At 73.2% G+C, this 26,193-nt stretch carries 20 protein-coding genes; 13 read left to right on the top strand and 7 right to left on the bottom strand.

Annotation, left to right across the window (positions count from 1 at the left end; genetic code table 11):
* Positions 1–159: 159 nt before the first annotated feature.
* Positions 160–1,395: a S8 family serine peptidase gene (locus tag ACFVS9_RS20465; protein WP_389934171.1), complete on the bottom strand. Its 1,236-nt coding sequence runs from the start codon at positions 1,393–1,395 to the stop codon at positions 160–162.
* The gene (locus ACFVS9_RS20460) at positions 1,392–4,703 is read right to left on the bottom strand and encodes a right-handed parallel beta-helix repeat-containing protein (RefSeq protein ID WP_389934168.1); all 3,312 of its coding nucleotides are present in this window, start codon (positions 4,701–4,703) and stop codon (positions 1,392–1,394) included. The genes ACFVS9_RS20465 and ACFVS9_RS20460 overlap by 4 nt, the downstream gene beginning before the upstream one ends.
* Positions 4,704–5,211: 508 nt before the next feature.
* Here ACFVS9_RS20460 and ACFVS9_RS20455 point away from each other — a divergent pair.
* The 7 genes from ACFVS9_RS20455 to ACFVS9_RS20425 all read left to right on the top strand — a co-directional run bounded on the left by ACFVS9_RS20455 (position 5,212) and on the right by ACFVS9_RS20425 (position 12,094).
* Entirely contained in the window at positions 5,212–6,348 is a 1,137-nt protein-coding gene (locus ACFVS9_RS20455) for a ricin-type beta-trefoil lectin domain protein (RefSeq protein ID WP_389934165.1), read from the top strand.
* Between the two features lie 160 nt (positions 6,349–6,508).
* On the top strand, positions 6,509–7,015 hold the full coding sequence (locus ACFVS9_RS20450; RefSeq protein ID WP_389934162.1) for a MarR family winged helix-turn-helix transcriptional regulator: 507 nt from the start codon (positions 6,509–6,511) through the stop codon (positions 7,013–7,015).
* Positions 7,012–7,893, top strand: coding sequence for an SDR family NAD(P)-dependent oxidoreductase (locus tag ACFVS9_RS20445; RefSeq protein ID WP_389934159.1), 882 nt, complete (start codon positions 7,012–7,014; stop codon positions 7,891–7,893). The genes ACFVS9_RS20450 and ACFVS9_RS20445 overlap by 4 nt, the downstream gene beginning before the upstream one ends.
* A 338-nt stretch (positions 7,894–8,231) precedes the next feature.
* The gene (locus tag ACFVS9_RS20440; RefSeq protein WP_389934156.1) at positions 8,232–9,137 is read left to right on the top strand and encodes an aminoglycoside phosphotransferase family protein; all 906 of its coding nucleotides are present in this window, start codon (positions 8,232–8,234) and stop codon (positions 9,135–9,137) included.
* Positions 9,138–9,483: 346 nt separating this feature from the next.
* Positions 9,484–10,410, top strand: coding sequence for an alpha/beta hydrolase (locus ACFVS9_RS20435; protein ID WP_389934154.1), 927 nt, complete (start codon positions 9,484–9,486; stop codon positions 10,408–10,410).
* Positions 10,411–10,612: 202 nt separating this feature from the next.
* Positions 10,613–11,041, top strand: coding sequence for a hypothetical protein (locus ACFVS9_RS20430; protein ID WP_383116753.1), 429 nt, complete (start codon positions 10,613–10,615; stop codon positions 11,039–11,041).
* 180 nt (positions 11,042–11,221) lie between these two features.
* Positions 11,222–12,094: a helix-turn-helix domain-containing protein gene (locus tag ACFVS9_RS20425; protein WP_383116754.1), complete on the top strand. Its 873-nt coding sequence runs from the start codon at positions 11,222–11,224 to the stop codon at positions 12,092–12,094.
* 114 nt (positions 12,095–12,208) lie between these two features.
* On the opposite strand, the gene ACFVS9_RS20420 is transcribed toward ACFVS9_RS20425, so the two are convergent.
* Positions 12,209–12,964, bottom strand: coding sequence for a dienelactone hydrolase family protein (locus tag ACFVS9_RS20420; protein ID WP_383116755.1), 756 nt, complete (start codon positions 12,962–12,964; stop codon positions 12,209–12,211).
* Between the two features lie 321 nt (positions 12,965–13,285).
* Between ACFVS9_RS20420 and ACFVS9_RS20415 the strand changes: the two genes are divergently transcribed.
* From ACFVS9_RS20415 to ACFVS9_RS20400, 4 genes are all read left to right on the top strand, one after another.
* A complete protein-coding gene (locus ACFVS9_RS20415; RefSeq protein ID WP_389934149.1) occupies positions 13,286–14,983 on the top strand; it encodes an amidohydrolase in 1,698 nt (565 codons plus the stop codon).
* Between the two features lie 273 nt (positions 14,984–15,256).
* Positions 15,257–15,724, top strand: coding sequence for an SsgA family sporulation/cell division regulator (locus ACFVS9_RS20410; protein WP_383116757.1), 468 nt, complete (start codon positions 15,257–15,259; stop codon positions 15,722–15,724).
* A 180-nt stretch (positions 15,725–15,904) separates the two neighbouring features.
* Complete coding sequence (locus ACFVS9_RS20405) at positions 15,905–16,759, top strand: Bax inhibitor-1/YccA family protein (RefSeq protein ID WP_389934146.1); 855 nt, start codon at positions 15,905–15,907, stop codon at positions 16,757–16,759.
* Positions 16,760–16,940: 181 nt separating this feature from the next.
* Positions 16,941–18,173 carry a cytochrome P450 gene (locus tag ACFVS9_RS20400; protein ID WP_389934143.1) on the top strand — a complete coding sequence of 411 codons (1,233 nt, stop codon included), beginning with the start codon at positions 16,941–16,943 and terminating at the stop codon, positions 18,171–18,173.
* Between the two features lie 61 nt (positions 18,174–18,234).
* Here the strand turns inward: ACFVS9_RS20400 and ACFVS9_RS20395 are convergent, their stop codons facing one another.
* The 4 genes from ACFVS9_RS20395 to ACFVS9_RS20380 all read right to left on the bottom strand — a co-directional run bounded on the left by ACFVS9_RS20395 (position 18,235) and on the right by ACFVS9_RS20380 (position 22,362).
* The gene (locus ACFVS9_RS20395) at positions 18,235–18,825 is read right to left on the bottom strand and encodes a DUF308 domain-containing protein (protein ID WP_389934140.1); all 591 of its coding nucleotides are present in this window, start codon (positions 18,823–18,825) and stop codon (positions 18,235–18,237) included.
* Between the two features lie 44 nt (positions 18,826–18,869).
* Positions 18,870–20,489, bottom strand: coding sequence for a tannase/feruloyl esterase family alpha/beta hydrolase (locus ACFVS9_RS20390; protein ID WP_389934138.1), 1,620 nt, complete (start codon positions 20,487–20,489; stop codon positions 18,870–18,872).
* A 510-nt stretch (positions 20,490–20,999) separates the two neighbouring features.
* Positions 21,000–21,692: a cytochrome b/b6 domain-containing protein gene (locus ACFVS9_RS20385; RefSeq protein ID WP_383116762.1), complete on the bottom strand. Its 693-nt coding sequence runs from the start codon at positions 21,690–21,692 to the stop codon at positions 21,000–21,002.
* The gene (locus tag ACFVS9_RS20380; RefSeq protein WP_383116763.1) at positions 21,640–22,362 is read right to left on the bottom strand and encodes a molybdopterin-dependent oxidoreductase; all 723 of its coding nucleotides are present in this window, start codon (positions 22,360–22,362) and stop codon (positions 21,640–21,642) included. Before ACFVS9_RS20380 ends, ACFVS9_RS20385 begins: the two co-directional genes overlap by 53 nt.
* Before the next feature lie 464 nt (positions 22,363–22,826).
* Between ACFVS9_RS20380 and abc-f the strand changes: the two genes are divergently transcribed.
* Positions 22,827–24,461 (top strand): ribosomal protection-like ABC-F family protein, encoded by a 1,635-nt coding sequence (abc-f, locus tag ACFVS9_RS20375; RefSeq protein ID WP_389934134.1) that lies wholly within the window; start codon positions 22,827–22,829, stop codon positions 24,459–24,461.
* 79 nt (positions 24,462–24,540) lie between these two features.
* Positions 24,541–26,193 (top strand): ABC-F family ATP-binding cassette domain-containing protein, encoded by a 1,653-nt coding sequence (locus ACFVS9_RS20370; RefSeq protein WP_389934131.1) that lies wholly within the window; start codon positions 24,541–24,543, stop codon positions 26,191–26,193.

The following is a 26,193-nucleotide window of genomic DNA, read 5'->3' as shown; positions in this document are numbered from 1 at the left end:
GGGGGCGGGGCGCCCCCCCCCCGGCCCCCCCCCCGTCGTCGTTCCCGGCAGGCCCTTCTGCCGTCCTGTCTGCCTGCCCGGCAGCTGTCCCACCGCCGCACCGGGCCGGCCCTCCGCCTCCGTACCCCGGCCGCCTCTGCGCCGTCCTGCCGGGCGGGCTCAGGAACGGCGTGTCGGGTGCCACCCGCGGGCCCGGCCGCGCGGGACCGCGAGGGCCGTCCACGCGGCGACGAGGACGACCGCCGCGCCGAGGGCGGAGACCAGCAGGGCGGTCCTGGTGGCCCGTTCACCCGTCGTACGGTCCGGCAACCGTACGGAGCCCTCGTGCGCACCCGTTCGGGCGCCGGACGTCCCCGGGCCGTCCGTGACCGAGGCGACCGCCGCGTAGGCGTCCAGTCGTGGCACGTCGTCGGGGTAGGCGGTGGACGTCAGCCGCCGGGCCACCCCGGCGGCCGGCAGGTCGGGGAAGGCCGACCGTACGAGGGCGGCGGCTCCCGCGGTGTACGCGGCGGCCAGCGAGGCACCGGAGGCGACGAAGTGCCCCTTCCCGCGCGGCCCGATACCGACGACGGCGTCGCCGGGGGCCGCCAGGTCGGCGTGGACGGGGAGCAGCGCGGTGTCCGGGCGGCCTCCCTCGACGTCCACGTCCAGGACGCTCAGCACGCCGGGGCTGGCGGCGGGCCAGTAGTCCCGGGGCGCGGGTGCGCTCGCCCCGCCGGTACCGGACGGCGGGTCCGGTACGGCGGCGGCCACGACGAGGGCGTCGTGCCGCACGGCGTAGGACACCGCGGCGTCGAGCTGCGGGGACCTGGTGCCGAACGCGGCCGAGACCTGGACGACCCGGGCGCCGGCGTCCACCGCGCCCCGGATGCCCGCCGCCACGCCGGCCGCCGAGGGCGCCCCGCGCTCGTCGGTGCCGCGCACCGCGACGATGCGGGCCCGGGGTGCGATGCCCTGGAAGGCGATCCCCTTCACCGGTGCGGCGGCGATCAGGCCGGCGACGAAGGTCCCGTGGCCCACACAGTCGTCCCCGGCGGGGCCGAGGGCGTCGACCCGCCCCGCCAGGGCGGGTGCCCCGGTGGAGACGCCCGTGTCGACGACGCCGACCGTGACCCCGGCGCCCTGGGAGATCGGCGCGGCCCGGGACAGTTCCAGGCTCCGGTGCTCCCACGGCGTCGCCGTCGCGGTGGTCGTGGACGGCCCGGCGCACGCGGCGCCGTCGGCCAGCCGGGCGGTCATGACGGGCAGTCTGACGGCCGGCTCCCCGTCGGCGAAGGCCGCCGGGGGGCCCGCCAGCACGGCCGTCGCCGCCAACGGCAGGAGCAACGCCGCGCGGGGTACGGCCGTCCGCCGTGCGCGCGGGCGGCCGGTCCTCTTCTGCGGTTCACGGTTCATACGGAGATTCCCTCCCACTGCGGTGTGTCCTGGGGCAACAGGAGTCGGAGGTCCTCGACACCCGGCGCCGTCAGGTGGCTGATGCGTCCGGCCTGGCGCGTCATCATGCTCTCCAGGACCTGGCGCGCGAGGCGCGCGTTGCCGAAGGACCGGTCGCGCGGCAGCGTCTCGAAGTACTCCCTGAGCACCTGCCCGGTGCCGGGGCCGCATTCGTAGCCCGACGTCGCGGCGTGGGCCCGTACGATCGTGACGAGTTCGTCGGACGAGTAGTCGGCGAACTCGATCCGGCGGGAGAACCGCGAGGACAGGCCGGGGTTGGAGGCCAGGAAGCCCTCGATCTCGCGGGTGTAACCGGCGACGATGACGACCACCTCGTCGCGGTGGTCCTCCATCAGCTTCAGCAGCGTGTCGACGGCCTCCCGGCCGAAGTCGGAGCCCGGGGCGCCGGCCGGGGTCAGGGTGTACGCCTCGTCGACGAAGAGCACGCCGCCGACGGCCCGTTCGAACACCTCGCGGGTCAGCTGGGCGGTGTGGCCGATGTACCGGCCCACCAGGTCGGCGCGGGAGACCTCGACGAGCTGGCCGCGAGGCAGCACGCCGAGCGAGGCGAGCAGCTCGCCGTAGAGGCGGGCGACGGTCGTCTTGCCGGTGCCGGGCGGGCCCGTGAAGACGAGGTGGTGGCTGACGCGCGGCGCGGGCAGGCCCGCGGCCTCCCGTCGGCGCGCGGTGCTCAGCAGGTTGGTGAGGTCGGTGACGTCGCGTTTGACGGCCGCGAGCCCGACCAGGTCCCCCAGCCGTGCGAGCGGGTCGGTCTCGTCGGGCACGGCCTCGTCGAGGGCCGCGTCGGCGCTCACGTCCTGCGGCAGCAGCAGTTGCAGGTCGTTCTCGGAGATCTCCGGGAGACCGGCGAGACGGGTCGCCTGACGGTCGACCATCTCCTCGAACACCCGGCGCGCCTCGCGGCCGTTGCCGAAGGTGGCGTCCCGGGGCATGCGGTCGAAGCGCCCGGCCAGCGCCCGGTGGGTGGACTCCTCCAGCCGGTACTGGTGGCCCTCGCACATCTTCCCGACGATGGCCACCAGTTCGGGCACGGTGTAGTTCTCGAACTCGACGGTCCGGGAGAAGCGCGAGACCAGACCGGGGTTGGACGCCAGGAAGTCGTCCATCCGGGAGGAGTAGCCCGCGGCGACGACCACCACGTCGTCGCGGTGGTCCTCCATCAGCTTCAGCAGCGTGTCGACGGCCTCCCGGCCGAAGTCGGCGCCGGAGCCCCGGCCGTCCGAGAGCAGGGTGTACGCCTCGTCGACGAACAGGACCCCGCCGAGCGCCCGGTTGAACGCCTGGGTGGTCTTGATCGCGGTGCCGCCGACGACCTGGGCGACCAGGTCGGCCCGGGAGACCTCGACCAGGTGGCCCGACCGCAGGGTCCCGAGGCCCGCGAGGATGTTCCCGTAGAGCCTGGCCACGGTGGTCTTGCCGGTGCCCGGGGGGCCGGCGAAGACCAGGTGCCGGCTCATCGGCGGCGCCGGCATGCCGAGCAGGGCCCGCCGCTGGGCGAGCTGGGTGAGGTTGACCAGCGTGCGGACCTGCTCCTTCACGTTGTCCAGGCCGATCAGCGCGTCGAGCGCGGCCAGGGAGGCGTCGTCGCCCGCGCCGCCGTTCTCCTGGGTGCCGGGGGACGCGGCGGGGTCGGTGCCCTCGGCGTCACCGGCGCCCCACGCGTCCCGCCTGCCGTTGCCGGTGCTGGTCAGCCCCTCCACGACGACGCGGTCGCCCGGTCTGGCCTGGATCAGGCCGCCGCCCGCGTTGTCCCGGACGGCGCAGCCGACCACGGAGACCGCGGAGCCGGACTCGATGCGTACACCGTCCTTGCCGCTCCCCCTGATCTCGCAGGAGTTCAGGGCCGCCCGTCCCCCGTCGGAGATCAGCACCCCCTGCTCGGTGCTCCCGTGGGCCGTCACCCGGACCGCGGTCAGGTCGCCGTCGTCCTCGACCAGCACACCGCTCCGGGCCGCTCCGGTGATCTCGCAGTCCCGTACCGTCATGGTGCCGCCGGTACCGACGGAGAGCCCGGCGGCCCCGGGGGCCTCCACCGCTCCCCCGCCGACGTGGACGTTGCCGTCGGCCTCGGCGCGGACCCCCGCACCGCCGGGCCGCTGGACCAGGCAGTCCTCCAGGCGGCCCCGGCCGTCCTCCGACACCTCCACGCCGTGTCCCGCCGGGGAGATGATCCTGGCCCGGCGGACCAGCGGATCGGCGCCGGTGCGGATGGAGACGCCGGCCCCCTCGGCGTCCACGATCTCCAGCCGGTCCAGTTCGGCCGCGGACCCGTCCTCCAGGACCAGCGCCGTGCCGGCGCAGTCCCGTACGGTCAGGCCGACGAAGACCGGCGAGGACGATCCGCCCACCCGGACCGCCGGGGCTTCGCAGGAGTCCGCCCGGCAGTCCTCGAACGTGCCGCGCGAACGGTCGGTGACGAGGATTCCGTGCCCCTTGGTCCTGGCCACCCGGCAGCGGCGCAGCAGCGGGTCGCTGCCCTTGCTCACGGCGATGCCGACGCCGGAGGTGTTCGTCACCCGCACGTCCTCGAGGACGGTGCGCGACTCGCTCGTGATGTGCAGGCCCGTGGTCGTGTCGCGCAGCACCGTACGCAGCACGGTGGTGGTGCTGCGGCCCTCCAGCGCCACCGCCGGCTGGTCGGTGGACGAGATGACGCACTCCTCGACCGATCCCTGCGCCTCGCCGTTCGCCAGGACGCCGTTGCCCCGGGCGTCGCGGATCGTGCAGCCCCGCACGGTGACCCGGCCCTGCTCACCGATCACGACACCCGTCGTACCGAGGTGTTCGAGGACGGAGGACTCCACGGAGCTCTCGGCGGGGGAGGTGACGACGACTCCGGCGCCCGTGCCATTGGTCACCCGGCAGTCGCGCAGGGCCAGGGATCCGCTGTTGCGGGCGAGCAGCGCGGTCCACGAGGAACCCGCGATCTCGCAGCCGTCCATCGCCACCTGCCCCCGGGGCGCGTCGACGACGGGGAGCTCCTCGTCACGGCCGCGCAGCACCAGGCCGGTGAGCATCACGGCGTCCGCCCTCAGGGTGAGGGCGGAGCCCCGGCTCGGGGCTATCTCCACGGTGCCGCGCCCCTGGGCGGCGACGACGGTGACCGGGGTCGTGATCGTCAGATTCTCCGGATAGGTGCCGGGGAGGACGCTGAGGACCGCGCCGCTGCGCGCTCTGGCCAGTGCCTCCCCGATCGTCGACAAGCCGTCGGCGCTGTCCGGGCCGACGGTGAGTACCTGGCGAGACACGCGTTGGTTCCTCCTCAGACGGACACCCCGGAACCCGCGGACCAGGAGTGCCTTGCACGGGCAGCGACCTTGTTGCCGGTGTCCCGGTCGCTGGAGGGCGGTCCGGGCTGACACCTCGGCGCTCGTACGGCGGGACATGTCTCGTCATCGGCCCCTGCCGACGTCCCGCTTCGATTGCCTGGGTGGCACACGGCCGACCAGGTGACCAGAGTAGTTGAGGTGTGACGAGGCGGGGGAACCGCGGTGCCCCAGGTTCACACATACCACGGGGACAGCTGCCCCGGACCGGTGTACATATGTAGCCCCGCCCCGGGGCGGAACCGCGCGGTTCCCGGTCAGGAGCCGTGGCGGGCGGACCGGCGGGGGCCAGATGTCACCTATCGTGGGGGTGCACCGGAACGGCGCCGGGCCCGTCACATGTGTGGCAGTGGCTCACACCTGGAGAAGCGGTCGGAGACCCCCGGGCACAGCCGTCCGAGCCCCCGCGCGCTCTCCGCTGGAAGGAATCATGAAACCTCCCCACACGTCCCGGCCGGCCAAGGATCTTCCCGTACGGGTTCCGGGCGGTGCCCGGCGGATCGGTTCCGGTCCCGCGCCCTCACGGCAGGACGCCCCGGCGGATGACGCCGCCCCCGAGGCCCCGGTGAGCGGGCGTCAGGAGCCCGGCGGTACGGCGGACGTACGCGATCCCCTCCCCCGGCTCACCCAGTTCGCGTCGCTCGGGTTCCGGGGAGAACCCGCCGGCTCGCGCCCGGGCATCCCGGGCGACGGCTTCGCCAGGGGTGCGGGCGCCGGCGGTTCGGGACCCGGCGGTGACGCGGGCCGCCGCCCCGCTCCGGACAAGGCCCCGCCGACGGACCGGCGGGCCGGTGACCAGGCCCGGCGCGAGGGCTTCCGGGGCGCGCTCTCCGTCGTGGGCATCGTGGGGCTGCTCTCCGCGGGCTGTGTCCTGCTCACCCTCGGTCTGGTCAACCACGACGGGGGGACGAAGCGCCAGGGGACGTCGATGGTCATCGGCTCCGACGGCGGCGTCACGGACGCCGGTGATCCGTTCGACGGACCGGTGCCGTCGGTGAGCGCGCCGGGCACCGAGGCGGACAAGGGCGGCACGAGCCCGGTGGCGTCCGCCTCCTCCTCGCCGGCGCCGGGGCCGGAGCCGAAGCACCGCCCGGCGAGCGGGGCGTCCGGGACACCGGAGGCACCCGCCTCCGCCGGGGCTGCCGACGCGCCCACGGCCGGACCGTCCACCGGGGCGGCGGTACAGGGGCGGAGGGTGGTCAGCCACGCGTCGGACCGCTGTATCGACATCGCGGGCGGCGCGGCGGTGCGGGGCGCGGGGCTGATGATCTCCGACTGCTCCGGTTCCGCCTCGCAGCGCTGGACGTTCGCGTCGGACGGCACGATGCGCGGGCTCGGCATGTGCGTGCAGCTCGCGGGCGGCTCGACCACGGACGGGACCGATTTCGTCATGGCCCGGTGCGACGGGGGTCCCGCGCAGCGGATCGTGCTGAACGTCCGCCACGACCTGGTCAGCGCCCTCGCCGACAAGTGCGCGGACGTGCGGGACAACGGCACGGCGAACGGCACCGGGCTCCAGCTGTGGACCTGCGCCGGCAGCCCCAACCAGAAGTGGTCCACGGCCTGATCCCCCGCGCGGGGCGAGGCGTTGCGCCGCTGGTCACGGTCCTTCCGCCCGCCGCGCGTGGCTGAGCGTGTCCGGTGGCCCCTCGGGCGAGGGGACGGCAGCACCCCGGGGATTTACATGGAATTTCCAATGATTGGAAATTCCATGTACTTTGGAGGGCATGGACGACGCACGGTTGAACGAAGAGCTGATCGACAGTCTGTTCGCGATCCGCACTCAGATCCACGACGAGCTGAAGGAGCTGGCCCGCGAAGCGGGGCTGACCGACACCCAGACCGACGTGCTGTGGAGGCTGAGCCGCGCGGAGGAGATGACCGCGCGCCGCCTGGCCGACCTCCTGCGCTGCGACGCCTCGACCGCCACGTCGATGATCGACCGGCTCGAGAGTCGCGGACTGGTCCGCCGCGTGCCCCATCCCACCGACCGCCGCGCGAAGGTCGTCCAGCTCACCCCCGAGGGGTGCGCGCTGCGCGACCGTGTCGTCGAGCACACCACCCGGCACTCGCCCTTCGCCCGCCTCGACCGGGAGAGCAGACTGCGCCTGCACGCGCTGCTCCGCGAGGTGAGCGGCACCGGCCGACCGGCGGGTGATCCCGTCGCCGGTGAGCCCGTCGCCGGTGAGCCCGTCGCCGGCGGGAACGACCACGGCAAGGAACAGCGGCGATGAGCGGAACGACCACGGTCATCACCGGAGGTTCCTCCGGCCTGGGCCTGGTGACGGCACGTCACCTGGTCGAAGCCGGGCAGAGCGTCGTCCTCGTCGGCCGGGACGCGGCCCGTACCCGGGCCGCCGCCGACCACCTGCGCACCCTGGCCCCGGCGGGGGAGGACGCGTCCGCTCCACGGACGTACACCGCCGATCTGGGGCAGTGGTCCCAGGTACGCGATCTCGCGTCGAAGCTGGCGGCCGACGGCGTCCCGGTGGACGTGCTCATCAACAACGCGGGCGCGGCCTTCCCCCGCTACGGACGGACCGTGGACGGCGGTGAGCGCACCTACGCGATCAACCACCACGCACCGTTCCTGCTCACCCACGCGCTGCTCACCGAGGGAGCTCTGGCCCCCGGGGCGAGGGTCATCAACCTGTCGACCTTCGTGGAGAAGCGCGGCAGGCTCGACACCACGGACCCCGATGTCGCGGGAACGTCGTGGAACAGCCGCTTCTACCACCAGATCAAGGTCTACGCGACGAGCAAACTCGTCAGCCTCCTGGCCACCCGCGAGCTCGCCCGGCGCCTGCCCGGCGGCATGAACGCCTACAACGCCGATCCCGGCATGGTGAAGGGCACCGCGATCCACAGCAACGCCGGCGGTCCGATGCGGCTGACGGCTCCGTTCTTCCGCCCCTTCGCCATCACTCCCGACGAAGGGGTGCGGACCCCGGTGCGGCTGGCCACCGCCTCACCGGCCCCGCTGCCCAGCGGCGGCTTCTTCAGCACGTCCCAGCGGGACACCCCTTCCCGCGTCGCCCAGGACGACGCCCTCGCCCGCGTTGTCTACGAGAGGACGGCCGCCCTCCTGGGCGTCGAACCCCTCCCGGCGTAGGAGCCGGCCCCACGACGAAGGGGGCGGCCGCGCTGCCGGTCCGCCCGTGGCAGGGCCCTGACCGACGGGCGCGGGCAGGCCGCCGCCTCCCTCCGGCAGCGTCGCGCACACCGTCCGCGACGAACGGCGCGGCCGGCCGCCCCCTCGCACCCCGCCCGGCCGACGGGCACACGTACGGCCCCTGGCCCGGCGGCACCGGGCGCGCCGGAGCCCTGACGGGCTTCCCGCACGTCTGCGACCACCGCCTGCGCCGCACCTCGCCCGGCGGCCGCCCGCCCGTCGGCCACGTCGTCGACGTCCTGTGGCGGGCCCCCTCCACACCAGTAGTGTGGCCGCGCATGAGCGACATCACCGCAGACCTCGTACGCCACCTGCTGCGGGACCAGCATCCGGACCTCGCGGGCCTGGCCGTCCGCGAGGTGGCGGGCGGATGGGACAACCAGCAGTGGCGCCTGGGTGAGGAGTTGGCCGTGCGCATGCCGCGTACGGAACGCGCCCCGGATCTCCAGCGCAAGGAGCGCCGGTGGCTGCCCGTCCTCGCCCCGCGTCTGCCGCTCCCGGTCCCGGAGCCCGTGCGGACGGGCGAGCCGTCCGCCCTCTTCCCGAAACCCTGGACCGTGATGACGTGGGTGCCGGGTTGCCCGCTGGACCGGACGTCGATCAGCCGCGGCGACCACGCGGCCGGCGTTCTGGCGGGTTTCCTCCGGGCGCTCCATGTGGAGGCGCCCGCGGAGGCGCCGGCGGTTTCGGACCGCGGGGCTCATCCCGGGGAGTGCGCGGACGGCTTCGAGCGCCTCTTCCGGTCCGTCGTACCCGACGGTGTCGCCGGCGAGGTCCGGGCCGTCTGGGACGACGCCGTCGCGGCCCCCGGGTGGGAGGGGCCGCCGGTCTGGGTGCACGGCGACCTCCACCCCGCGAACGTCGTCGTCGACGGCGGGACGCTCTCGGGTGTGATCGACTTCGGTGACATGTTCGCCGGCGATCCGGCGTGGGACCTCGCGGCGGCCTGGGTGATCCTTCCCCGGGGCGCCGCCGCACGGTTCTTCGACGTGTACGCGCACGCGGACGGGGCGACGGTCAGGCGGGCCCGCGGACTGGCCGCGATGAAGAGCCTCTTCCTCATGCTGATGGGCCGGAACGGGGACCAGGGCCTGCCCGGCGGCAAGCCGGCCTGGGGGCCCGCGGGCAGGGCGGCGCTCGACCGTGTGCTGGACGACGGTCCGGTACGGGCCCGGAACCCCTGAGACAGGAGGGTCACGTCCCGGGGCGATCCGGAGCGACGAGGGCCGCCCGGCCCGTACGTGCGCCCGGGCCGCACGCGGCGGAGGGGCACCAGCGCACCGGACAGCCGTGCGCCGTGATACGTATCCATGCCGTACCCATCCCGTGTACGGGCGCCCCTGTGCCTCACCCGCACACCTCCGCGCGACGGCCGGAGGGGGGAAAGCTCTTTCCCGGGCAGGAACTTGTCTCTTCCGGCCTCGGCCGGACCGATGGATCGTGGACGTGTGCCCGGCGGAGACCACGCGGGCACCGAGCCCACCGTCCGGTGCGGCGGCGGACACACGTCACCCTTGGGAGAGTGCCCTCATGAGCAGGACCAACGTCAGCTTCGACAGCGCCGGCATCCGGATCGCCGCACACCTCCACGTCCCCGCGCAGGCCGGGCCGGGTCCCTGGCCGGCGCTCGTGGTCGGTCATCCCGGCACCGGGGTGAAGGAGCAGACCTCCGGAACGTACGCCGGGCTGATGGCCGAGCGCGGTTTCGTCACCCTCGCCTTCGACGCGGCCCACCAGGGCGAGTCCGGCGGTCTGCCGCGCGGCCTGGAGGATCCGGCCCAGCGGGTGGAGGACTTCAAGGCGGCCGTCTCCTACCTCACCACCCGCGACGAGGTGGACCCGGAGCGGATCGGCCTGCTGGGGATCTGCGCCTCGGGCGGCTACAGCCTGTCCGCGGCCGGCGCGGACCGGCGGGTCAGGGCGGTCGCCACGGTCAGCGGCGTCGACATCGCCCGCCAGTTCCGCCTCGGCGCCGACGGTACGCAGGACCCGGCCGTCTTCCGGAGTCTGCTGGACGCCGCCGCGCAGGCCCGCGGTGCCGTGGCGCGGGGCGAGGACCCCGGCGTCATGACGGTCTTCCCGCAGACCGCGGAAGAGGCCGGGGCGCTCGGCGGCGCGCACGGTGCCGAGGGCTTCGACTACTACCGCACCCCGCGCGGCGGACACGAGCGGTCCGCACGGTTCCTCGCCTGGCAGAGCATCGACAAGCTGGCCGTCTTCGACGCCTTCCACGCCGTACCCCTGATCGGCGACCGCCCCCTGCTCCAGATCATCGGCGAACGCGCCGTCACCTCCTGGATGGCCGTGGAGGTCCACCAGCGCGCCACCGGCCCCAAGGAGCTCCACCGGATCGGGGGCGCCAGCCATGTCGACCTCTACGACAGGAAGGAGCACGTCGATCCCGCCGTCGACAAGCTCACCGGCTTCTTCACCGCGGGGCTGCGCGCCACGAGCTGACCGGTGGAGCGCGGTCCGGGCGGACCGGCATGCCGGGGTGCATGGCGGACCCCACCGGACCGCGGTCCCTTCGGTCCCTGGGCGGTTCCCCACACCGGACACACAGCATCGCCGACACATAACCACCTTGACAGGTGACGCTCACACATGGGAATCTTTCATCACCGGTCAGAACGGTTACTTCTTGGTGAGGAAAGCCCCCATGGCAGTCGTACGGTTCCACCTCGTTTCCACGCTCAGCCCGAAGGACGTGCTGGGGGTGCTGACCGACTTCGGGCCCACCCGTGCCGAGGCCTGGTCCTCGATCGACGCGGAGCACTTCGAGGTCCACCAACTCGGCGACGGATGGGCCGAGGTCACCGAAGGCACCGCCGCCGCCTGGGAGCGCGCGCGCTACGTGTGGGAGCCGGACGGTGACACGGTCACCATCACCACCCTCGACTCCAAGCTCTTCGGAGCCGGCGGCGGCTGGGTCTTCCGGATGACCCCCGAGGGCGACGGCACCCGGGTCGACGTCGAACTGACGCGGCAGCCGAGCACGCTCAAGGGCAAGATGCTCGCCGCGCTGCTCCCCGTCGCCGGGCCCTCGACCCTGCGCAAGTCCTTCGCGGGCCCCCTGCGAGCAGAGTGACGCACCGCCGGGCCCCGGTCGCCGGCGCGACCGGGCCCGTCCCGTGAGGGGCCGGCCACCGGGTGGCCAGCCCCTTCGTCATGCCCGTCGCGCGCGGCGGACCCGCAGCCCCGGGCGGGAGAGAATCCTGCCCCCTCATACGTATGCCGCATCGGAGGCGAAGGCGTGACACTCGAAACCATGAATCCGGTATCCGAAGCACACCTGGGTGCTTTCCTCAGGTCTCGCAGGGCGCAGCTGACACCGCGGGAGTGCGGTCTGCCCGAGACCGGGTCCGCCCGCAGGGTCGCGGGACTGCGCCGCGAGGAGGTGGCCGGGCTCGCCGCGATCAGCGTCGACTACTACACCCGCCTCGAACAGGGCCGTGTCCGGGCCTCCGCCCCCGTGCTCGCCACCCTGGCCCGCGCCCTGCGCCTCGACGACGACCAGCAGGCCTATCTCTACGAACTCGCGGGCCGCGGCGACAGCCGGCCACGCCGCAGGACCGCCCAGCGCACGCGGCCCGCCATGCTGCGCCTCCTCGGCCAGCTGCCGCACACCCCCGCGCTCGTCCTCGGCAGGCGCCTCGACGTCCTCGCGTGGAACGCCGCCGCCTCAGCCCTCTACACGGACTTCTCCGCCGTGCGCCCCGAGCGGCGCAACTACCTGCGCCTGCTCTTCACCGACCCCGCGATCCGGCACCTCCACCGCGACTGGCGGCACGACGCGCGTGACGCGGTCGCCGCGCTGCGCATGGAGGCCGCCGCCGACCCCGACGATCCCGCACTCGCCGGCCTCGTCGGCGAACTGACCATCCGTGACGAGGACTTCCGCACCTGGTGGGCCGAACACCACGTCAACGGCGCCACCCACGGCACCAAGCACTACCGCCACCACCTGGTCGGTGATCTCACCCTCGACTGTGACACCTGGGGCAGCCCCGACGGCTCCGGACAGCGCCTGATGGTCCTCACCGCCCCGCCCGGCAGTCCCTCGCACGACGCACTGCGCATCCTCACCTCCTGGACCACCGCGGAACCGGGTGCCGACCGTGCGCGGGACGTGGCCGGATGACGCCCGGCGCCCGGGAGGCGCGTACCGCCGCCGGGCCCGCGCCCCGCCGCTGACCACGGGGAGCCGGCACCACCGCACCGGTGGGCCCGTGCGGTGGCCGGCGGTTCCGTGTCCTCAGAGTGCGCGGGCGAACAGGGCGAGGAGTTCGCTCCAGTGCCGCTCGGACGCCCGGGGGTCGTACGCGGCCGTGTCGGCCTGCGTGTAGCCGTGGTGGGCGCCCTCGTACACCTCGCACCGGTGCCTGACGCCCGCGTCGGTGAGTGCCCGCTCCAGCCGGCGTACCTGCTCCCCGGGCATCGACGGGTCCTCGTCGGCGTGCGCGAAGTACAGCTCCGCGGTGACCCGGCCGGCGACCAGGTGCGGGCTGTCGGGCGCGTCACGGGCCAGCCCGGCGCCGTGGAAGCCCGCCGCCGCGGCCACCCGGTCCGGATGGGTGCCGGCCGTGAGGAGGGCGAGCCGGGCCCCCATGCAGTAGCCGGTGACGCCCACGGGCCCGTCCGCGACCGCCGGGGAGCCGGCGAGCCAGCTCAGGAAGGCCCCGGCGTCACGCTCCGTCAGCTCGGGGGTGAGCGACCGGATGAGCGGGACGATGCGCTCCATGAGGTCCGGGCGGGCCTCCGTGTCGATGAACGCGGGCAGTTCCACGACCGGGGCGCGCCCTGACCGGTAGAACACGTTCGGGACGAGCACCGCGTAGCCCGACGCCGCCAGCCGGTCGGCCATCGCCCTCAGATGCGGACGCAACCCGAACGCGTCCTGGTAGAGCAGTACACCCGGGTGCGCCTTCCCGTCGTCCGGGTGGACGGCATAGGCGTCGGCGGTGCCGTCGGGGGTGGTGATGTCCACAAGGGTTCCGGTCGTGGTGGTCATGGAGCGGGTACCTCACTGTGAGAGGAAGCGGAGTCACGGGGACATACCAGGCAGGCGCCTGATCCACACGTACAGAACCTCCCGCCCCGGCCGCCGGTTCCCTCCCCCCGGAGCACGCCGATGCCCCTCTCCGGCCGGACACGCGCCGCGGACACCGGCCCGAACCGGCCACCCGGGCGGCCCGCGGCGGATGAAGCGGCCGGTACACGCCCATGGGCGCGCCCGTAGACACATATGATCCCCCGGTGACATGTCACGATGAACACATGTCGCGGAGCCGGTCGTCCGGCCCTTCCCTCACACTCCGAGGACGAGACTGACGTGAACGACTTCCAACCTGGCCGCAGGCGCCTGCTGAAGATGTTCGGACTGGGCGCCACGGCGACCACCGCGGCCGTCCTCCAGGCCGATCCGGTGCTCGCCGCCACCCTCGGGTACGACGAGCGGACCGGGGTGTCCCCCGCCACGTACCGGGCTCCCGGGGGCCTGGCGAGGACCACCGCCGCCAAGAAGACCGCGCTCGACTGGATCACGGCCAACGAGCGCGCGATCACCGGGCTGAGCGACGAGGTCTGGCAGCACGCCGAGCTGTCCCTGCGCGAGTGGAAGTCCTCCCTCGCGCACGCCAGGCTGCTCAAGGACAACGGCTTCACCGTGGAGTGGGGCCAGGCGGGCTTCCCGACCGCCTTCGTCGCCACCTACGGCACCGAGGGCCCTGTCATCGGCTTCAACGCCGAGTACGACGCCCTGCCCGGCCTGTCGCAGAAGAAGGGCGTGGGCACCCACGACCCGCTGGTCTACAACTACGACGCCTACGGACCGGACTACGGCGCCGGCCACGGCGACGCCCACAACGCCCTGGGCGCGGGCGGGACCGCCGCCGCCATCGCCGTGGCGCAGGCGATCCGCGCGGGCGGGCTGAAGGCCAGGGTCCGGCTGTTCGGCAGCGCCGGCGAGGAACAGCTCGTCGGCAAGGCGTACGCGGTCAAGGAGGGCGTCTACGACGGGCTCGACGCGTTCCTGGACTGGCACCCCTTCAACATCACGACGCCGTTCTGGAACACCACCAGCGCGCTGATATCGGCCACGTTCACGTTCCTGGGCGCCTCCGGCCACGGCGGCACCCCGCTCGGCAACAAGAGCGGTCTGGACGGCGTCCTGCTGATGGCGACGATGTCGGAGTTCCTGCGGGAGAAGAACGTCGCCCCGTCAGGCCGCTTCCACTACGCGATCATCAACGGCGGCGGCGCCCCGAACGTGACCCCGGACATGTGCTCCATCTGGTTCTTCGTGCGCGAGGGCAGTCCGGCGCGGGCCCAGGTGCTGTACGACAAGATCGTGGAGTGCGGGAAGGCCGCCGCCCAGGCCAGCCAGACCCGCCTGGTGCACAAGTTCCACTCCGCGACGTGGAACCTGCTGGCCAACAAGGCCGGAGCGGAGCTGCTGAACGACAACATGCGGCAGATCGGCGCCCCGCGGTTCACGGACGCCGACCACGCCCTGGCGAAGGCCGTCCAGAGGTCGCTGGGCAAGCCCGAGGCGGGCATGCCGACCGGTCTGACGCCGCTCGCTCCCCCGGCGGCGGCCTACACCGGTGGGCTGGCCACCGACACCGCCGACATCAGCTGGCAGACGCCTACCGCCGTGCTGCTGTCCGCTGCCTATCCGACCGGCATTCCGAACCACAACTGGGGCGTCACCTCGACGGCGGCCACCAATATCGGCCACCAGGCGCTGCTGTCCGCCGCGCGCTACCTGGCGGCGGGCGCGGTCGACCTGATCGAGCAGCCGGAGCGGCTGGACGCGATGAAGCAGGAGTTCGCGGACCGTACCGAAGGCGTCGCGTGGGCGTCGATGATCCCGGACGGGAACCAGCCGCCGCTGTACCAGCCGCCGGCCGACTTCCTGAAGGCGACGGGGCAGAGCTGGCCGCCGAAGGGCGTGACCTGGCCGGTGCCGCCGATCGTGGCGGCCGAGCAGCTGGGGACGACCGGGCCCGTGCTGCCCCCGGTGACCTGACACCGGAGCGCCCCGCGCACTCCCCGCCCGCGGCGCTCCTCCTCGCCGCGGGCGGGGTCCTGGCCGCGCCCCGCCGTTGGTGATGTGCCGGACGACGCATACGTGTCACCCCCGCACCGCCCGCCGTTTGACTTACGTCAGGTCCCGCCCGGTCCGCACACCCCGTCCCCGCACCGCCGTGTGCCTCCGACCGTCAACTGACCGATGCGCGGATCCGGGCGCCGGCGAAGAGTGGGGGACGCAGACCTCGTCCCATGAAGGGGAACTCCTGTCATGCACCGTGACCAGTCACCGCTGCGGGCGCGTTCGGCGCCCGCGTTCGTGTCGCCGCTCCTGCTGGACCTCGACCAGATGCTCGACGAATTCACCCGGCAGCCCGTGCGGGCGCGGTTCCGCTTCGATCCGGACGTGCCCGCGGTGATCACGATCGAGCTGTTGTCGGAGCGGGGGCCCGGCCTCGTCTGGTCCCTCGGCCGCGAACTCCTGTACTGCGGAATGACGTCGATGAGCGGGTCGGGCGACGTACGGATGTGGCCGACGCTCCCCGGGGAGCGGCCCTCGTCGTGGCTGCTGATGGAGTCCCAGGAGGTGGAGGCCCTGTTCGAGCTGCCCACCGCGCCGCTGGGGGAATGGCTCGACGCCACCTACCGGATCACCCCGGCCGAGGCGGAGATGGACGGCCTGAACTGGGACGGCTTCCTCAGGGATCTTCTCGGCGGGCCGGGGGCGCCGGCCGAATGACCGTCCGCTCCGCCCGGGCGGACGGGACTTGCCTCCCCTTACGTCACCTGTCAGAGTGGTGACGCGAGCGGTCGTCTTCGGCTGTCCCGCTGATGGCCGCTGTCACACGTGTGTCATCAGGGGCGCGCGATGGCGTCGTCTCGCCGCAGGCCGCGCACGCGGCGGACGAGGAGGAATGACGTGAGGACCAGCAACCCGATCTTCTCCCGCTGGGGCGCTGCCCGTGACGCCGGCCCGGCCGGCGCGTACGCGCGCCGCCCGGTGGGTGCCACGGTCGGCGGCCCGCCGGAGGGCGACCACCCGACCAACCCCTACGCCCCTTCCGCCGGCACCGGCACACGGGCCGGCGGGGCCGCGGTGACGATGGACGACGTCGTCGTCCGCACCGCGACGACCCTCGGCACCGTGGCCCTGGCCGCGGTGCTGTCCTGGCTCCTGCTGCCCGTCGACGAGGCGAACGTCGGCCGGTCGTACGGGATCGCCTTCGGCGCGGCCCTCGTCGCCTTCGCCCTGTCGATGGTCCAGACGCTCAGGCAGACACCGTCCCCGGCGCTGATCCTCGGGTACGCGGCGTCCGAGGGCTTCTTCCTCGGGGTGCTCTCCAGCACGGTCTCGACCTACATCGCGCCGGGCGTCGTCGTCCAGGCGGTCCTCGGCACCTTCGCCGTGTCCGCGGGTGTGCTCATCGCGTACCGGATGCGCTGGATCCGGGTCACCCGCCGGTTCGCCGGGTTCCTCGCCGCCGCCGCGACCGGCTTCCTGCTGCTGCTGATCGCCGACGCCCTCTTCTCCGCCTTCGGCGCGGGCAACGGCCTGGGCTTCCACAGCGGGGGCCTCGGGATCGCCTTCGGCGCCCTCGGCGTCCTGCTCGGCGCGGGCTTCCTCGCCATGGACCTCAGGCAGGTCGAGGACGCCGTCGCCTACGGGGCCCCGCGCGAGGAGGCCTGGCTGGCCGCCTTCGGCCTCACCCTGACGCTGGTGTGGATCTATCTGGAGGTGCTGCGCGTGCTGACGATCTTCCACAGCGACAACTGAGTTACGTGGTACGGGGAGGGGGCACGCGCGGCGCGCGTGCCCCCTCCGGCGTGTCCGGATCCGGTCCTCCCGCCGGACGGTCCTGAACCCCGCGACGGGCCCGGCTCGTTCCCGTGGCGAGGGACCCGGCCGCGCCACCCCCGGCACGCCCGGACACACGCCAGAACGGGAGAGACGCAGCATGAGCCCGTACGAGCAGTGCCCGTACCAGGACGGCAGGGTGGACATGGGTGCCGCCTTCAAGGCGGACGCCCCCCGCCGGTACGCCCGGCTGCGGGAGCTCGGCCCCATCCATCCGGCCGAGTTCCACCTCGGCCTCAGGGGCTGGGTGGTCGTCGGCCACGACCTGGCCCGGGAGGCCCTGACCCACCCCGCCCTGCTCAAGGACTCCGCGCCCGCCGCCGACGCCCTGGCCGCGGCCGGCTACATCCTCAACAAGCCCTCGGTGGGACTCGGCGCGCAGATGCTCCAGGCCGATCCGCCCGAGCACACCCGCCTGCGCCGCCTGGCCTCCGCGGCCTTCACGGCACGGCGCACGGCGGAACTCGCCCCGCGCGTCGAGCGGATCGCCCACGACCTGATCGACGCCCTGCCGCCCGCGGGCGAGACCGACCTCATGGAAGCGTTCCACGCGCCGCTGCCCGCCGCGGTGATCGCCGGGCTCCTCGGCATCCCCGCGGAGCACCACGGGGACTTCGGCCGCTGGTCGGGGCAGGCCCTCCAGGTGGACTCGCCCGAGCACCGCCCCGCGCTGGCCAGCCTGCACGGGCTGCTGGCGGGGCTCCTCGCGGACAAGCGGCGCCATCCCGAGGACGACCTGCTGTCCGCCCTCGTCGGCGTCCACGACGAGCACGACGGGCGGCTGTCCGAGGAGGAACTGGCGGGCACGGGCATGATGCTGATCGTCGCGGGCCACGAGAGCACCGTGAACCTGCTGGGAAACGCCACGCTGTCGCTGCTGCGACACCCGGACCAAATGGCGCTGTTGCGTGAGCGCCCGGAGCTGATGCCGGGCGCGGTCGAGGAGTTCCTGCGGCACGACACCTCCGTCGAGCGCTCCACGAGCCGCTACGCGGCGGAAGATCTCGTACTGGGCGGGGTGTCCATCCCCCGGGGCGGGATCGTCGTGGTCGGCCTCGGGTCGGCCGGGCACGACGCCCCGCAGGCGGAGGACACCGATCCGGCCGTTCTCGACGTGACCCGGCCCGCCGCCCGCCACCTTGCCTTCGGACACGGCGTCCACTACTGCCTGGGCGCCCCGCTCGCCCGGCTGGAGACGGCCGTCGCCCTGCGTACGCTGCTCTCCCGGATGCCCGAACTTGAGCTGGCGGCCCCGGTGGAGTCGCTGGACTGGATCGGTTCCGGCATCATCCGCGGCGTGCGGTCCCTGCCGGTGCGCTACCGGGTCGGCTGAGAATCGGAAAGTCCCGGCCCGCGCCCGGTGTGGCGCGGGCCGGGACCGTGAGGGCAGGCCGTCAGACGGTGCGGGTCCGCAGCTGCCGGGTCTTCCGGACCAGCAGCAGGGCCTGGAGGATGAAGAACACCCCTCCGCCCGTGGCGTAGACCGACAGGACGTCGAGCGAGGGATCGGCGCCCGCGGCCTGGATGTTGTAGAAGACGCCGACGAGGAAGGAGAGTCCGCCCGCGATCAGCATCGGCCACTGCTTGCCCAGTTCGGGCCCGCGCCGCCGGAGTCCGACGACCACCTGGGCCGCCCCGGAGACGACGGCCCAGGCACCGAACACGTGGAGTACCGGTGCCACGCCGCCCGCTCCGGCGACGCCGACCGCGAGGGCGGCGAGCGTGCTCAGCACGCCGTTGAACGCGGTGACCCGGCGCTCAGGCCCCTCGGCGAGAGCCCGGTGGTCGATCAGTGAGGACACCGCGTCGATGAGCGGATAGACGACCAGCAGCGTGATCGCCACGGCGTCGACGTCCTCATGGGCACCGGCGAACGCCAGGGCCCACGCCACGGCGAGGACGCCTCGGCTCAGGTACAGCCTGACCAGGGAGGAGCGTTCGCCCGTCGCGGCCGGGCCGGCCGCCGTCGCTGTCCGGGTGTTCATGTGGGGTTCGGCCTTTCTCGGGGGTGTGATGCCGTCGGGACCGGTCAGTGCCGGGACGGGGAGACACAGGTGAAGCTGGTGGCGGCGGAGGTGTCGCCGTGGCCCTTGTAACGCAACACCTGGGGGTAGGCGCACAGGTCTCGGCCGACCTGCCGGCCGGAGGCGTCGACCAGGGTGGCGGGCAGGGTCCTGGGGGCCTTGCCGTGCTCGACCCAGGTGGTCAGCGCGGCGAGCCCGTCGGCCGAGCCGTCGGTGCCGTTGAGACCGCAGTGGTCGGTGCCCGGGGCGAGGAAGAGACGGTAGAAGTCGTCGACCCGCTTGGCGCCGCCCATCTCACGCTCGACCTGCTTGCGGTACTCCACGGTGCCCTGGGTGGGGATGAACGGGTCGGCGCTGCCGTGCCAGGTCAGCAGCTTGCCGCCGGACCTGCGGAAGGCGGACAGGTCGGGGTCGTCCGTCCCGATGACCTTGTCGTACTCGGCCTGGGACTGCTTGAAGAGCTGGGTGAACCGGCTGTAGGTGATGGTGGAGAGGTCGAAGGACGGGTCCTTCTCCAGCCAGAGCTGGACCCAGAGGGCGGGCACCTGGAAGGGCGCGCCCTGTACGGTGCCGTCGGCGTCGGGCTCGGTCGTGCCCGCCAGGCCCTTCAGGTCGGCGCCGACCGGGACGCCGGACCACAGCTTCTTGCCCGAGGGGGTGCGCGGGCCGTCCCAGATCTTGCGCACCACGGCCGCGTCGGCCGCCGTGATGGTCAGCTCCTTGCCGTCGCACACGACCTTGGTGCCGATCAGCCGGCGGGGGTCGAAGTCGCAGCGCTCGGGGTCGTTGACCAGGCCGTCCCTGGCTCCGTCGAGGGAGTCGCAGGCCTTCACGGCGGCGTCGGTGAAGGCGTCGAGCGCACACCCGGAGGGGTAGGTCTTCTCGTTGTTCATGACCACCTGCGGCCACAGGGTGGCGACTTCGAACTCGTCCCAGTTGACGGCGGGCGCGTCCGCGAGGATGCCGTCGTAGTCGTCGGGGTAGCGCTGGGCCTCCATGTAGCCCTGGCGTCCGCCGGTGGAGCAGCCGGTGAAGTAGGAGTAGGCGGCGCGCTTGCCGTAGACCGCGTCGACGACCTCCTTGCCCACGATCGCCGCCTCGTGCTGGGAGCGGGAGGCGAAGTTCTTCAGGAGCGGGGTGTTGACCCGGCCCTTGCCGTCCAGTGCCCAACCGGTGTCCAGGACGTCGCCGACGCCGGCGTCCGTGGTGGTCGCCGCGTAGCCGTTCTTGACCGCGGTGCCCAGCCCCACACCGCCGTCCCCCGCCCCGTAGGCACTGCCGCCGATGGCCTGGAAGCGGCCGTTCCAGCCGCTGGCGGGCAGCCAGGTCCGCACCTTGGCGTGGTCGTTGTCGCCGGGGTGGGTGAGGGTGACCGTGACCTGGCAGAAGGCCGGGACACCGGAGACCTCCCCGCCCAGGATCCCGGTTCCGTGGATGGTGCCGCCGGGCAGGCGCTCCGCGGTGACGGACTCCACCCGGGTGCCCGCGGGCGCCTTCACGGACGGCGCCGCACAGGTGAACGGTGAGGCGGAGGAGCTGTTCTGCGGAGCAGCCGACGCGGTCGGCAGGTACACCGCCGCGGCCAGTGGCACTCCGGCCGCGAGGACAGTGAGGAGTCGCTTCATTGATTTCCGTCCGAGTAGGTAGGTGTGCACCTGGCAGCAGCGGCACATGTGCACGGTGACGAGAAGAGGTGCGCGGGTCGACGGGCTCACCGCGGGGATCCGCGGGTATGCGTGCGTGACCTCGGCGTGCGGCCCGGGCCGGAGCCCCGGGCCGGCGAAGACTGATCCAGACCTTATCACCGGTCAGACCGGTGACGAAAGGGGGTAGTGGTCCGAACTCGGCGGTACGGAGCTCCGGTTGCCCTCGGCCCGCTTCCACCCTGGCCGGACCCGGGGTGCTCCGACATCAGTCAGTTGACGGTCGGCGCCCACAGGGCCGGAGCGGGCCGATGACGTACGTCCGGAGAGACCCCGGGCGGACCCTCCTGCCGCACAGGTGAGGGGAAGCCTCCCGGACGGCGGCCCGGCACATGTTCCGGAAGTCCCCCGGACGACGACCCTGCACATGATCCGAAAGTCCCCGGCGGCGGCCCGGCACATGTTCCGAGAGCCCTCTCGGCCGGAGGTGTGTCACGCCTCGTCGGCCCTCCCGGCCGTACCGCGCTCCCGCTCCTCCCCCAGCCACCGGGAGTGGTACCGCCGGGCCCAGGACCTGCTGACGTAGCCGGTACGCATGCCGCGTCTCGCCTCGGGATCATCGAGCGCCTTGCGCAGGTGCGCGAGCACGACGAGGACGATCGCCCAGGCCAGAAGGTCGTGGACGAAGAGGGCGCTGGTGCGGGAGACGAACGGCAGCAGCCCCGTGAACCACATCAGCAGGCCCGTCGACATCATCACCAGCACGGCTCCGGCGATCCAGCCCGCGTAGAGCTTCTGTCCCGCGTTGAACTTGCCGGCCGGCCGGTCCTCGGGCGGGGTCCCGCGCCTCAGGACCCCCCTCAGCCACTGCCGGTCGTACGCCGCGAACCGGTTCAGCCGGCCGAGGTCGGCGCGGAAGTCCGCGGAGAGGAGCCCCAGCAGGAGGGGCAGCGGCAGCGAGATGCCGGACCACTCGTGCAGGGCGGCCATCACGTGCCGCCGCCCGACGAGTTGGGCGAGCGGCCCGATGTAGAGGCAGGCGGCGGTGACCAGGCAGACGAGCATCAGGCAGCCGGTGAACCGGTGGACCATGCGCCCCGCGACGCCGAAACGGCGGACGCGGCCGAAGCGGTCAGGGCGCGTCGCCCTGCCGGTCGGCGTCGTCGAGCCAGCCGTCGATCGCATATCCGCGTTCCTCCCAGAAGCCGGGCACGACCTGGTCGGTGACCGAGATCCCGGACAGCCACTTGGCCGATTTGTAGAAGTACATGGGGGCCACGTAGAGGCGGACCGGGCCGCCGTGCTCGTGGGTGAGGGGCTTGTCCTGCATGTTCAGCGCCACGAGGACGTCCGAGCGGCGGGCCTGTTCCAGGCTGAGGCTCTCGGAGTAGGCGCCGTCGAAGCAGGTGAACCGGACGGCCGCGCCCGGCGAACGCACCCCGGCGGCGTCGAGGATGTCCGCGAGCCTCACCCCCTCGAACGGGGTCCGGTCCACGCGCCATCCGTCGGTGCACAGCACGTCGTGGACGACCCGGGTCTGACGCATCGCGCGCAGCTCGCCGAGCGTGAAGGTCTTCGGCCGCTCGACCAGTCCGTCCACCCGCAACTCGTAGTTGGTCGCGTCCTTGCGGGGCACCGAGCCGACGACGCTGTAGTACCGGAAGCCCCCCGGGTTGGGCAGGAGTCCGGTCAGGCCGGTCGCGTCGGCCTGGGACGCGGTGCTGAGCACCTTCTCCCAGCCGCGCTGGAGGTGCGGCGCGGCCACCAGCCCCGCGGCGCCCGCGCCGAGCATGCCCAGCATCGCCCGCCGTCCCACCGGTGCGCCCTTGGCGCTCGCCCTCGGCTTTCCTGCCATGGTCTGTGTGCTCCTTCGGGGTGGCGACGATCCCGGCGCCGTGCGGCCCCACGGGACGGCGACAGGCCGGAGCGGGCCCACACGTGTGAACACGGTCCGACCGGAGCGGTCCAGTCGAAGCGACATCGTCACCTGTTCAGCAGGTGACGATCGTGACATGCGCCTCCCGGACTGTCAACAACACGGGTCGAGACACACGTATGGAGGATGTCGGCCCGGCCGTACGTCGCGCCCTCCCGGCGCGGGAACGTGAACTGCTAGTCTGTGAGGGACGTAGACCGTCCATAGAGGAGTACAGACGTGGTGGGTGACGACGACATCTCCGGATGAGATCCGGAGTTGACGGCCACCGGCAGGCGCCCCAGGAGCGCCGCCGACGTGGTCCGTTCCGTCGTACCCCTTTCCCCACGTCTGCCCAGGGCAGAACTCCAAGCTCTGCCCTCAGTACCCCCGAGGTCACCTCCATGTCCGATGTCGCCATCGTCTGCTCGAACCTTTCCTTCGCCTGGCCCGACGACACCCCGGTCTTCCACGACCTGTCCTGCACGGTGCCGGTCGGCCGCACCGGCCTGGTCGCCCCCAACGGCTCCGGCAAGACGACCCTGCTCAAGCTGATCTCCGGTGAACTCAAGCCCGCCGCCGGTTCGGTGTCCGTCAGCGGGACTCTCGGCTATCTCCCGCAGAGCCTGCCGTTGACCGGGAACCTCACCGTCGCCGAGGTACTCGGTGTCGCCGGGGTGATCCGCGCCCTGGACGCCGTGGAGTCCGGAGACGTCGGCGAGGAGCACTTCACCACCATCGGCGACGACTGGGACATCGAGGAGCGCACCCGCGCCCAGCTCGACCGCCTGGGCCTCGCCGATCTCGCCCTGGACCGCAGCCTGAGCACGCTCAGCGGTGGCCAGGTCGTCTCCCTCGGCCTCGCCGCCCAGCTGCTCAAGCGCCCCGACGTACTGCTGCTCGACGAGCCCACCAACAACCTCGACCTCAAGGCCCGGCACAAGCTCTACGACGTGCTCGGGGACTTCACCGGCTGCCTGCTGCTGGTCAGCCACGACCGCGCGCTGCTCGACCGCATGGAACGCATCGCGGAGCTCGGCAGCGACGAACTGCGCCTCTACGGGGGCAACTTCACCGAGTACGAGGAGGCCGTGCGCCTCGAACAGGAGGTCGCCGAGAAGAACATCCGCAACGCGGAGCAGGAGCTGAAGCGGGAGAAGCGGGAGATGCAGCAGGCCCGCGAACGCGCCGAGCGGCGCGCCAGCAACGCGGCCCGCAACCTCAAGGACGCCGGGCTCCCCCGGATCTTCGCCGGAAACATGAAGCGCGGGGCGCAGGAGTCCGCCGGCCGGGCCGGCCAGATGCACGCGTCGCGGGTCAGCGAGGCCAAGGCGCGCCTCGACGAAGCCGGCCGCGCCCTGCGCGACGAGCAGCGCCTGACGCTGGAACTGCCCGACACCCAGGTGCCCGCAGGGCGCAACCTCTTCCTCGGCGAGGGGATGCAGGTCCGCCTCGGGAACGCGGACGTGTTCACCCCGGGCGGCGTGGACCTGACCATCCGCGGCCCCGAGCGCATCGCGCTGACCGGGCCCAACGGTGCGGGCAAAACGACCCTGATGCGGCTGATCACCGGCGACCTCCCCCTCGGGAGCGGCGGGATCAAGCGCAACGACGGCCGCATCGCCTACCTCTCGCAGCGTCTGGACCTGCTGGACCCGGACCGCACGGTCGCGGAGAACTTCGCCGCGTTCGCCCCCGAGCGCCCCGAGTCGGAGCGGATGAACCTGCTCGCCCGGTTCCTCTTCCGGGGCCCGCGGGCACACCTGCCCGTCGGGGTGCTCTCCGGCGGCGAACGGCTGCGCGCCACCCTGGCCTGCGTATTGTGCGCCGAGCCTGCCCCGCATCTGCTGCTGCTCGACGAGCCGACCAACAACCTCGACCTGGTCAGCGCGGGCCAGCTGGAGAGCGCCATCAACTCCTACCAGGGCGCCTTCATGGTGGTCAGCCACGACGAGCGGTTCCTCACCGAGATCGGGGTCAACCGCTGGCTGCGCCTGGCGGACGGCACGCTCAAGGAGACGGGAGCCCCCGCGGTGTGAACCGCCGGCATGTGACGTGGCCCGCGTCCGAGGCCTTGCGCCCGGCGGGCCGACCACCGATCACACCGGACGGATCACCGTGCCCCAGCCCGCTCTGCTCGCCCATGACCTCGTCCGCACCCTGGACGGACGGCGCGTCCTCGACGGCGTCTCCCTGACCGCCTCCCCCGGCCACCGCATCGGCCTGATCGGGGAGAACGGCGTCGGGAAGTCCACCCTGCTGCGGCTGCTGGCCGGCCTGGACGAACCCGACGCCGGGAGCGTCACACGTCCCGACGGCCTCGGCCACCTCCACCAGGAGATGCCGTTCGACGCCGGCTCCACCATCGCCACGGTGCTCGACGAGGCGCTCCGCGAGGCCCGCCACGACCTCGCGGAACTCGACCGGCTCGGCACCGAGCTCGCCCGCGTCCCCGAGGACGACCCCGCCCACCAGGAACTCCTCGACGCGTACGGCAGGTGTCTGGAGCGGGCCCAGGACCGCGAGTCCTGGGACGCCGACCGCCGCGCCGCGCTGGTGCTGGACGGCCTGGGCCTGGGGTCGTTCGGGCACGACCGCACGCTCGGTTCGCTCTCCGGCGGGCAGCGCGGCCGGCTCGCCCTGGCCGCGCTGCTCGTGCGGCGCCCTCCGGCCCTTCTCCTGGACGAACCGACCAACCACCTCGACGACGAGGCCGCCGCCTTCCTGGAGGAGCAGGTACGCGGCCTGCCCGGGACCGTCGTGGTCGCCAGCCACGACCGGGCGTTCCTCGACGCCGTCTGCACGGACCTCGTCGACCTGGACCCGGCGGTGGACGGTCCCGTCCGCTACGGGGGCAACTACAGCGCCTACCTGTCCGAGAAGCGCGCCGAGCGGGAGCGCTGGGAACGGCGCTACGCCGAGGAACAGGAGGAGCTGGAGGGGCTGCGGCACTCGGCGGCGGTCACCGCTCACGACGTCGCCCCCGACCGGGCGCCGCGCGACAACGAGAAGATGGGCTACGGCCACCGGGCGGGCCGGGTGCAGAGCCAGATCTCCCGGCGGGTGCGCAACGCCACGCGCCGGCTGGAGGAACTGGAGCGCACCCGGACCGCCGAACCGCCCCGGCCTCTGCGGTTCGCCGCCGGGGAGCTGGCCGCGCGTACCCGGGAGGGTCCGGAGCCCCTGGTGTCGCTGCGGGACGTACGGGTGCCGGGCCGGCTCGCACTGGACGGCCTGGAGGTGGCGGCGAGCGACCGGCTGCTGATCACGGGCGGCAACGGGGCGGGCAAGTCGACCCTGCTCGCCGTGCTCGCCGGTCGCCTGGCGGCCGAGGGCAAGGTGCGGGGGCCGCGCCGGCTGACGGTGGGGCTGCTCACCCAGGACACCGTGTTCGAGCGGCCCGGGCGCACGGTCCGCGACACCTACGCGCTGTCGCTGGGCGCGGCCAGGGCCGAGAAGGTGCCGCTCGGCTCGCTCGGCCTGATGCACGAGGCGGACCTGGACAAGCCGGTCGGTCAGCTGTCGGTGGGCCAGCGGCGGCGCCTCGCGCTGGCCCTCCTGGTGGCCCGCCCGCCTCAGCTGCTGCTGCTCGACGAGCCCACCAACCACCTTTCGCCCCGGCTCTGCGACGAGCTGGAGGCGGCGCTGGGCCCGGGCCCGGGGGCGATCGTCGTGGCCAGCCACGACCGCTGGCTGCGCCGCCGCTGGCAGGGCCGCGAAGTCAGGCTGGAGGCCGGACGCGGCAGGCAGGAGGAGGTGGCACGGGTCTGA

Origin of the sequence: Streptomyces sp. NPDC058008 (assembly GCF_042886395.1) — a bacterium.
GTDB lineage: Bacteria > Actinomycetota > Actinomycetes > Streptomycetales > Streptomycetaceae > Streptomyces.
Note: the sequence above shows the minus strand (reverse complement) of the source record. Positions and strands in the feature narration are given on the sequence as shown.

What these genes read in the sequence shown, in the direction of transcription:
- ACFVS9_RS20400 (WP_389934143.1), top strand. Translation starts at nt 16,941, where the DNA reads ATGAGCCCGTACGAGCAGTGCCCGTACCAGGACGGCAGGGTGGACATG.
- ACFVS9_RS20420 (WP_383116755.1), bottom strand. Translation starts at nt 12,964, where the DNA reads ATGACCACCACGACCGGAACCCTTGTGGACATCACCACCCCCGACGGC.
- ACFVS9_RS20410 (WP_383116757.1), top strand. Translation starts at nt 15,257, where the DNA reads ATGCACCGTGACCAGTCACCGCTGCGGGCGCGTTCGGCGCCCGCGTTC.
- ACFVS9_RS20380 (WP_383116763.1), bottom strand. Translation starts at nt 22,362, where the DNA reads ATGGCAGGAAAGCCGAGGGCGAGCGCCAAGGGCGCACCGGTGGGACGG.
- ACFVS9_RS20450 (WP_389934162.1), top strand. Translation starts at nt 6,509, where the DNA reads ATGGACGACGCACGGTTGAACGAAGAGCTGATCGACAGTCTGTTCGCG.
- ACFVS9_RS20395 (WP_389934140.1), bottom strand. Translation starts at nt 18,825, where the DNA reads ATGAACACCCGGACAGCGACGGCGGCCGGCCCGGCCGCGACGGGCGAA.
- ACFVS9_RS20435 (WP_389934154.1), top strand. Translation starts at nt 9,484, where the DNA reads ATGAGCAGGACCAACGTCAGCTTCGACAGCGCCGGCATCCGGATCGCC.
- ACFVS9_RS20430 (WP_383116753.1), top strand. Translation starts at nt 10,613, where the DNA reads ATGGCAGTCGTACGGTTCCACCTCGTTTCCACGCTCAGCCCGAAGGAC.
- ACFVS9_RS20390 (WP_389934138.1), bottom strand. Translation starts at nt 20,489, where the DNA reads ATGAAGCGACTCCTCACTGTCCTCGCGGCCGGAGTGCCACTGGCCGCG.
- ACFVS9_RS20385 (WP_383116762.1), bottom strand. Translation starts at nt 21,692, where the DNA reads ATGCGATCGACGGCTGGCTCGACGACGCCGACCGGCAGGGCGACGCGC.
- ACFVS9_RS20440 (WP_389934156.1), top strand. Translation starts at nt 8,232, where the DNA reads ATGAGCGACATCACCGCAGACCTCGTACGCCACCTGCTGCGGGACCAG.
- ACFVS9_RS20425 (WP_383116754.1), top strand. Translation starts at nt 11,222, where the DNA reads ATGAATCCGGTATCCGAAGCACACCTGGGTGCTTTCCTCAGGTCTCGC.
- ACFVS9_RS20445 (WP_389934159.1), top strand. Translation starts at nt 7,012, where the DNA reads ATGAGCGGAACGACCACGGTCATCACCGGAGGTTCCTCCGGCCTGGGC.
- ACFVS9_RS20465 (WP_389934171.1), bottom strand. Translation starts at nt 1,395, where the DNA reads ATGAACCGTGAACCGCAGAAGAGGACCGGCCGCCCGCGCGCACGGCGG.
- ACFVS9_RS20455 (WP_389934165.1), top strand. Translation starts at nt 5,212, where the DNA reads ATGAAACCTCCCCACACGTCCCGGCCGGCCAAGGATCTTCCCGTACGG.
- abc-f (WP_389934134.1), top strand. Translation starts at nt 22,827, where the DNA reads ATGTCCGATGTCGCCATCGTCTGCTCGAACCTTTCCTTCGCCTGGCCC.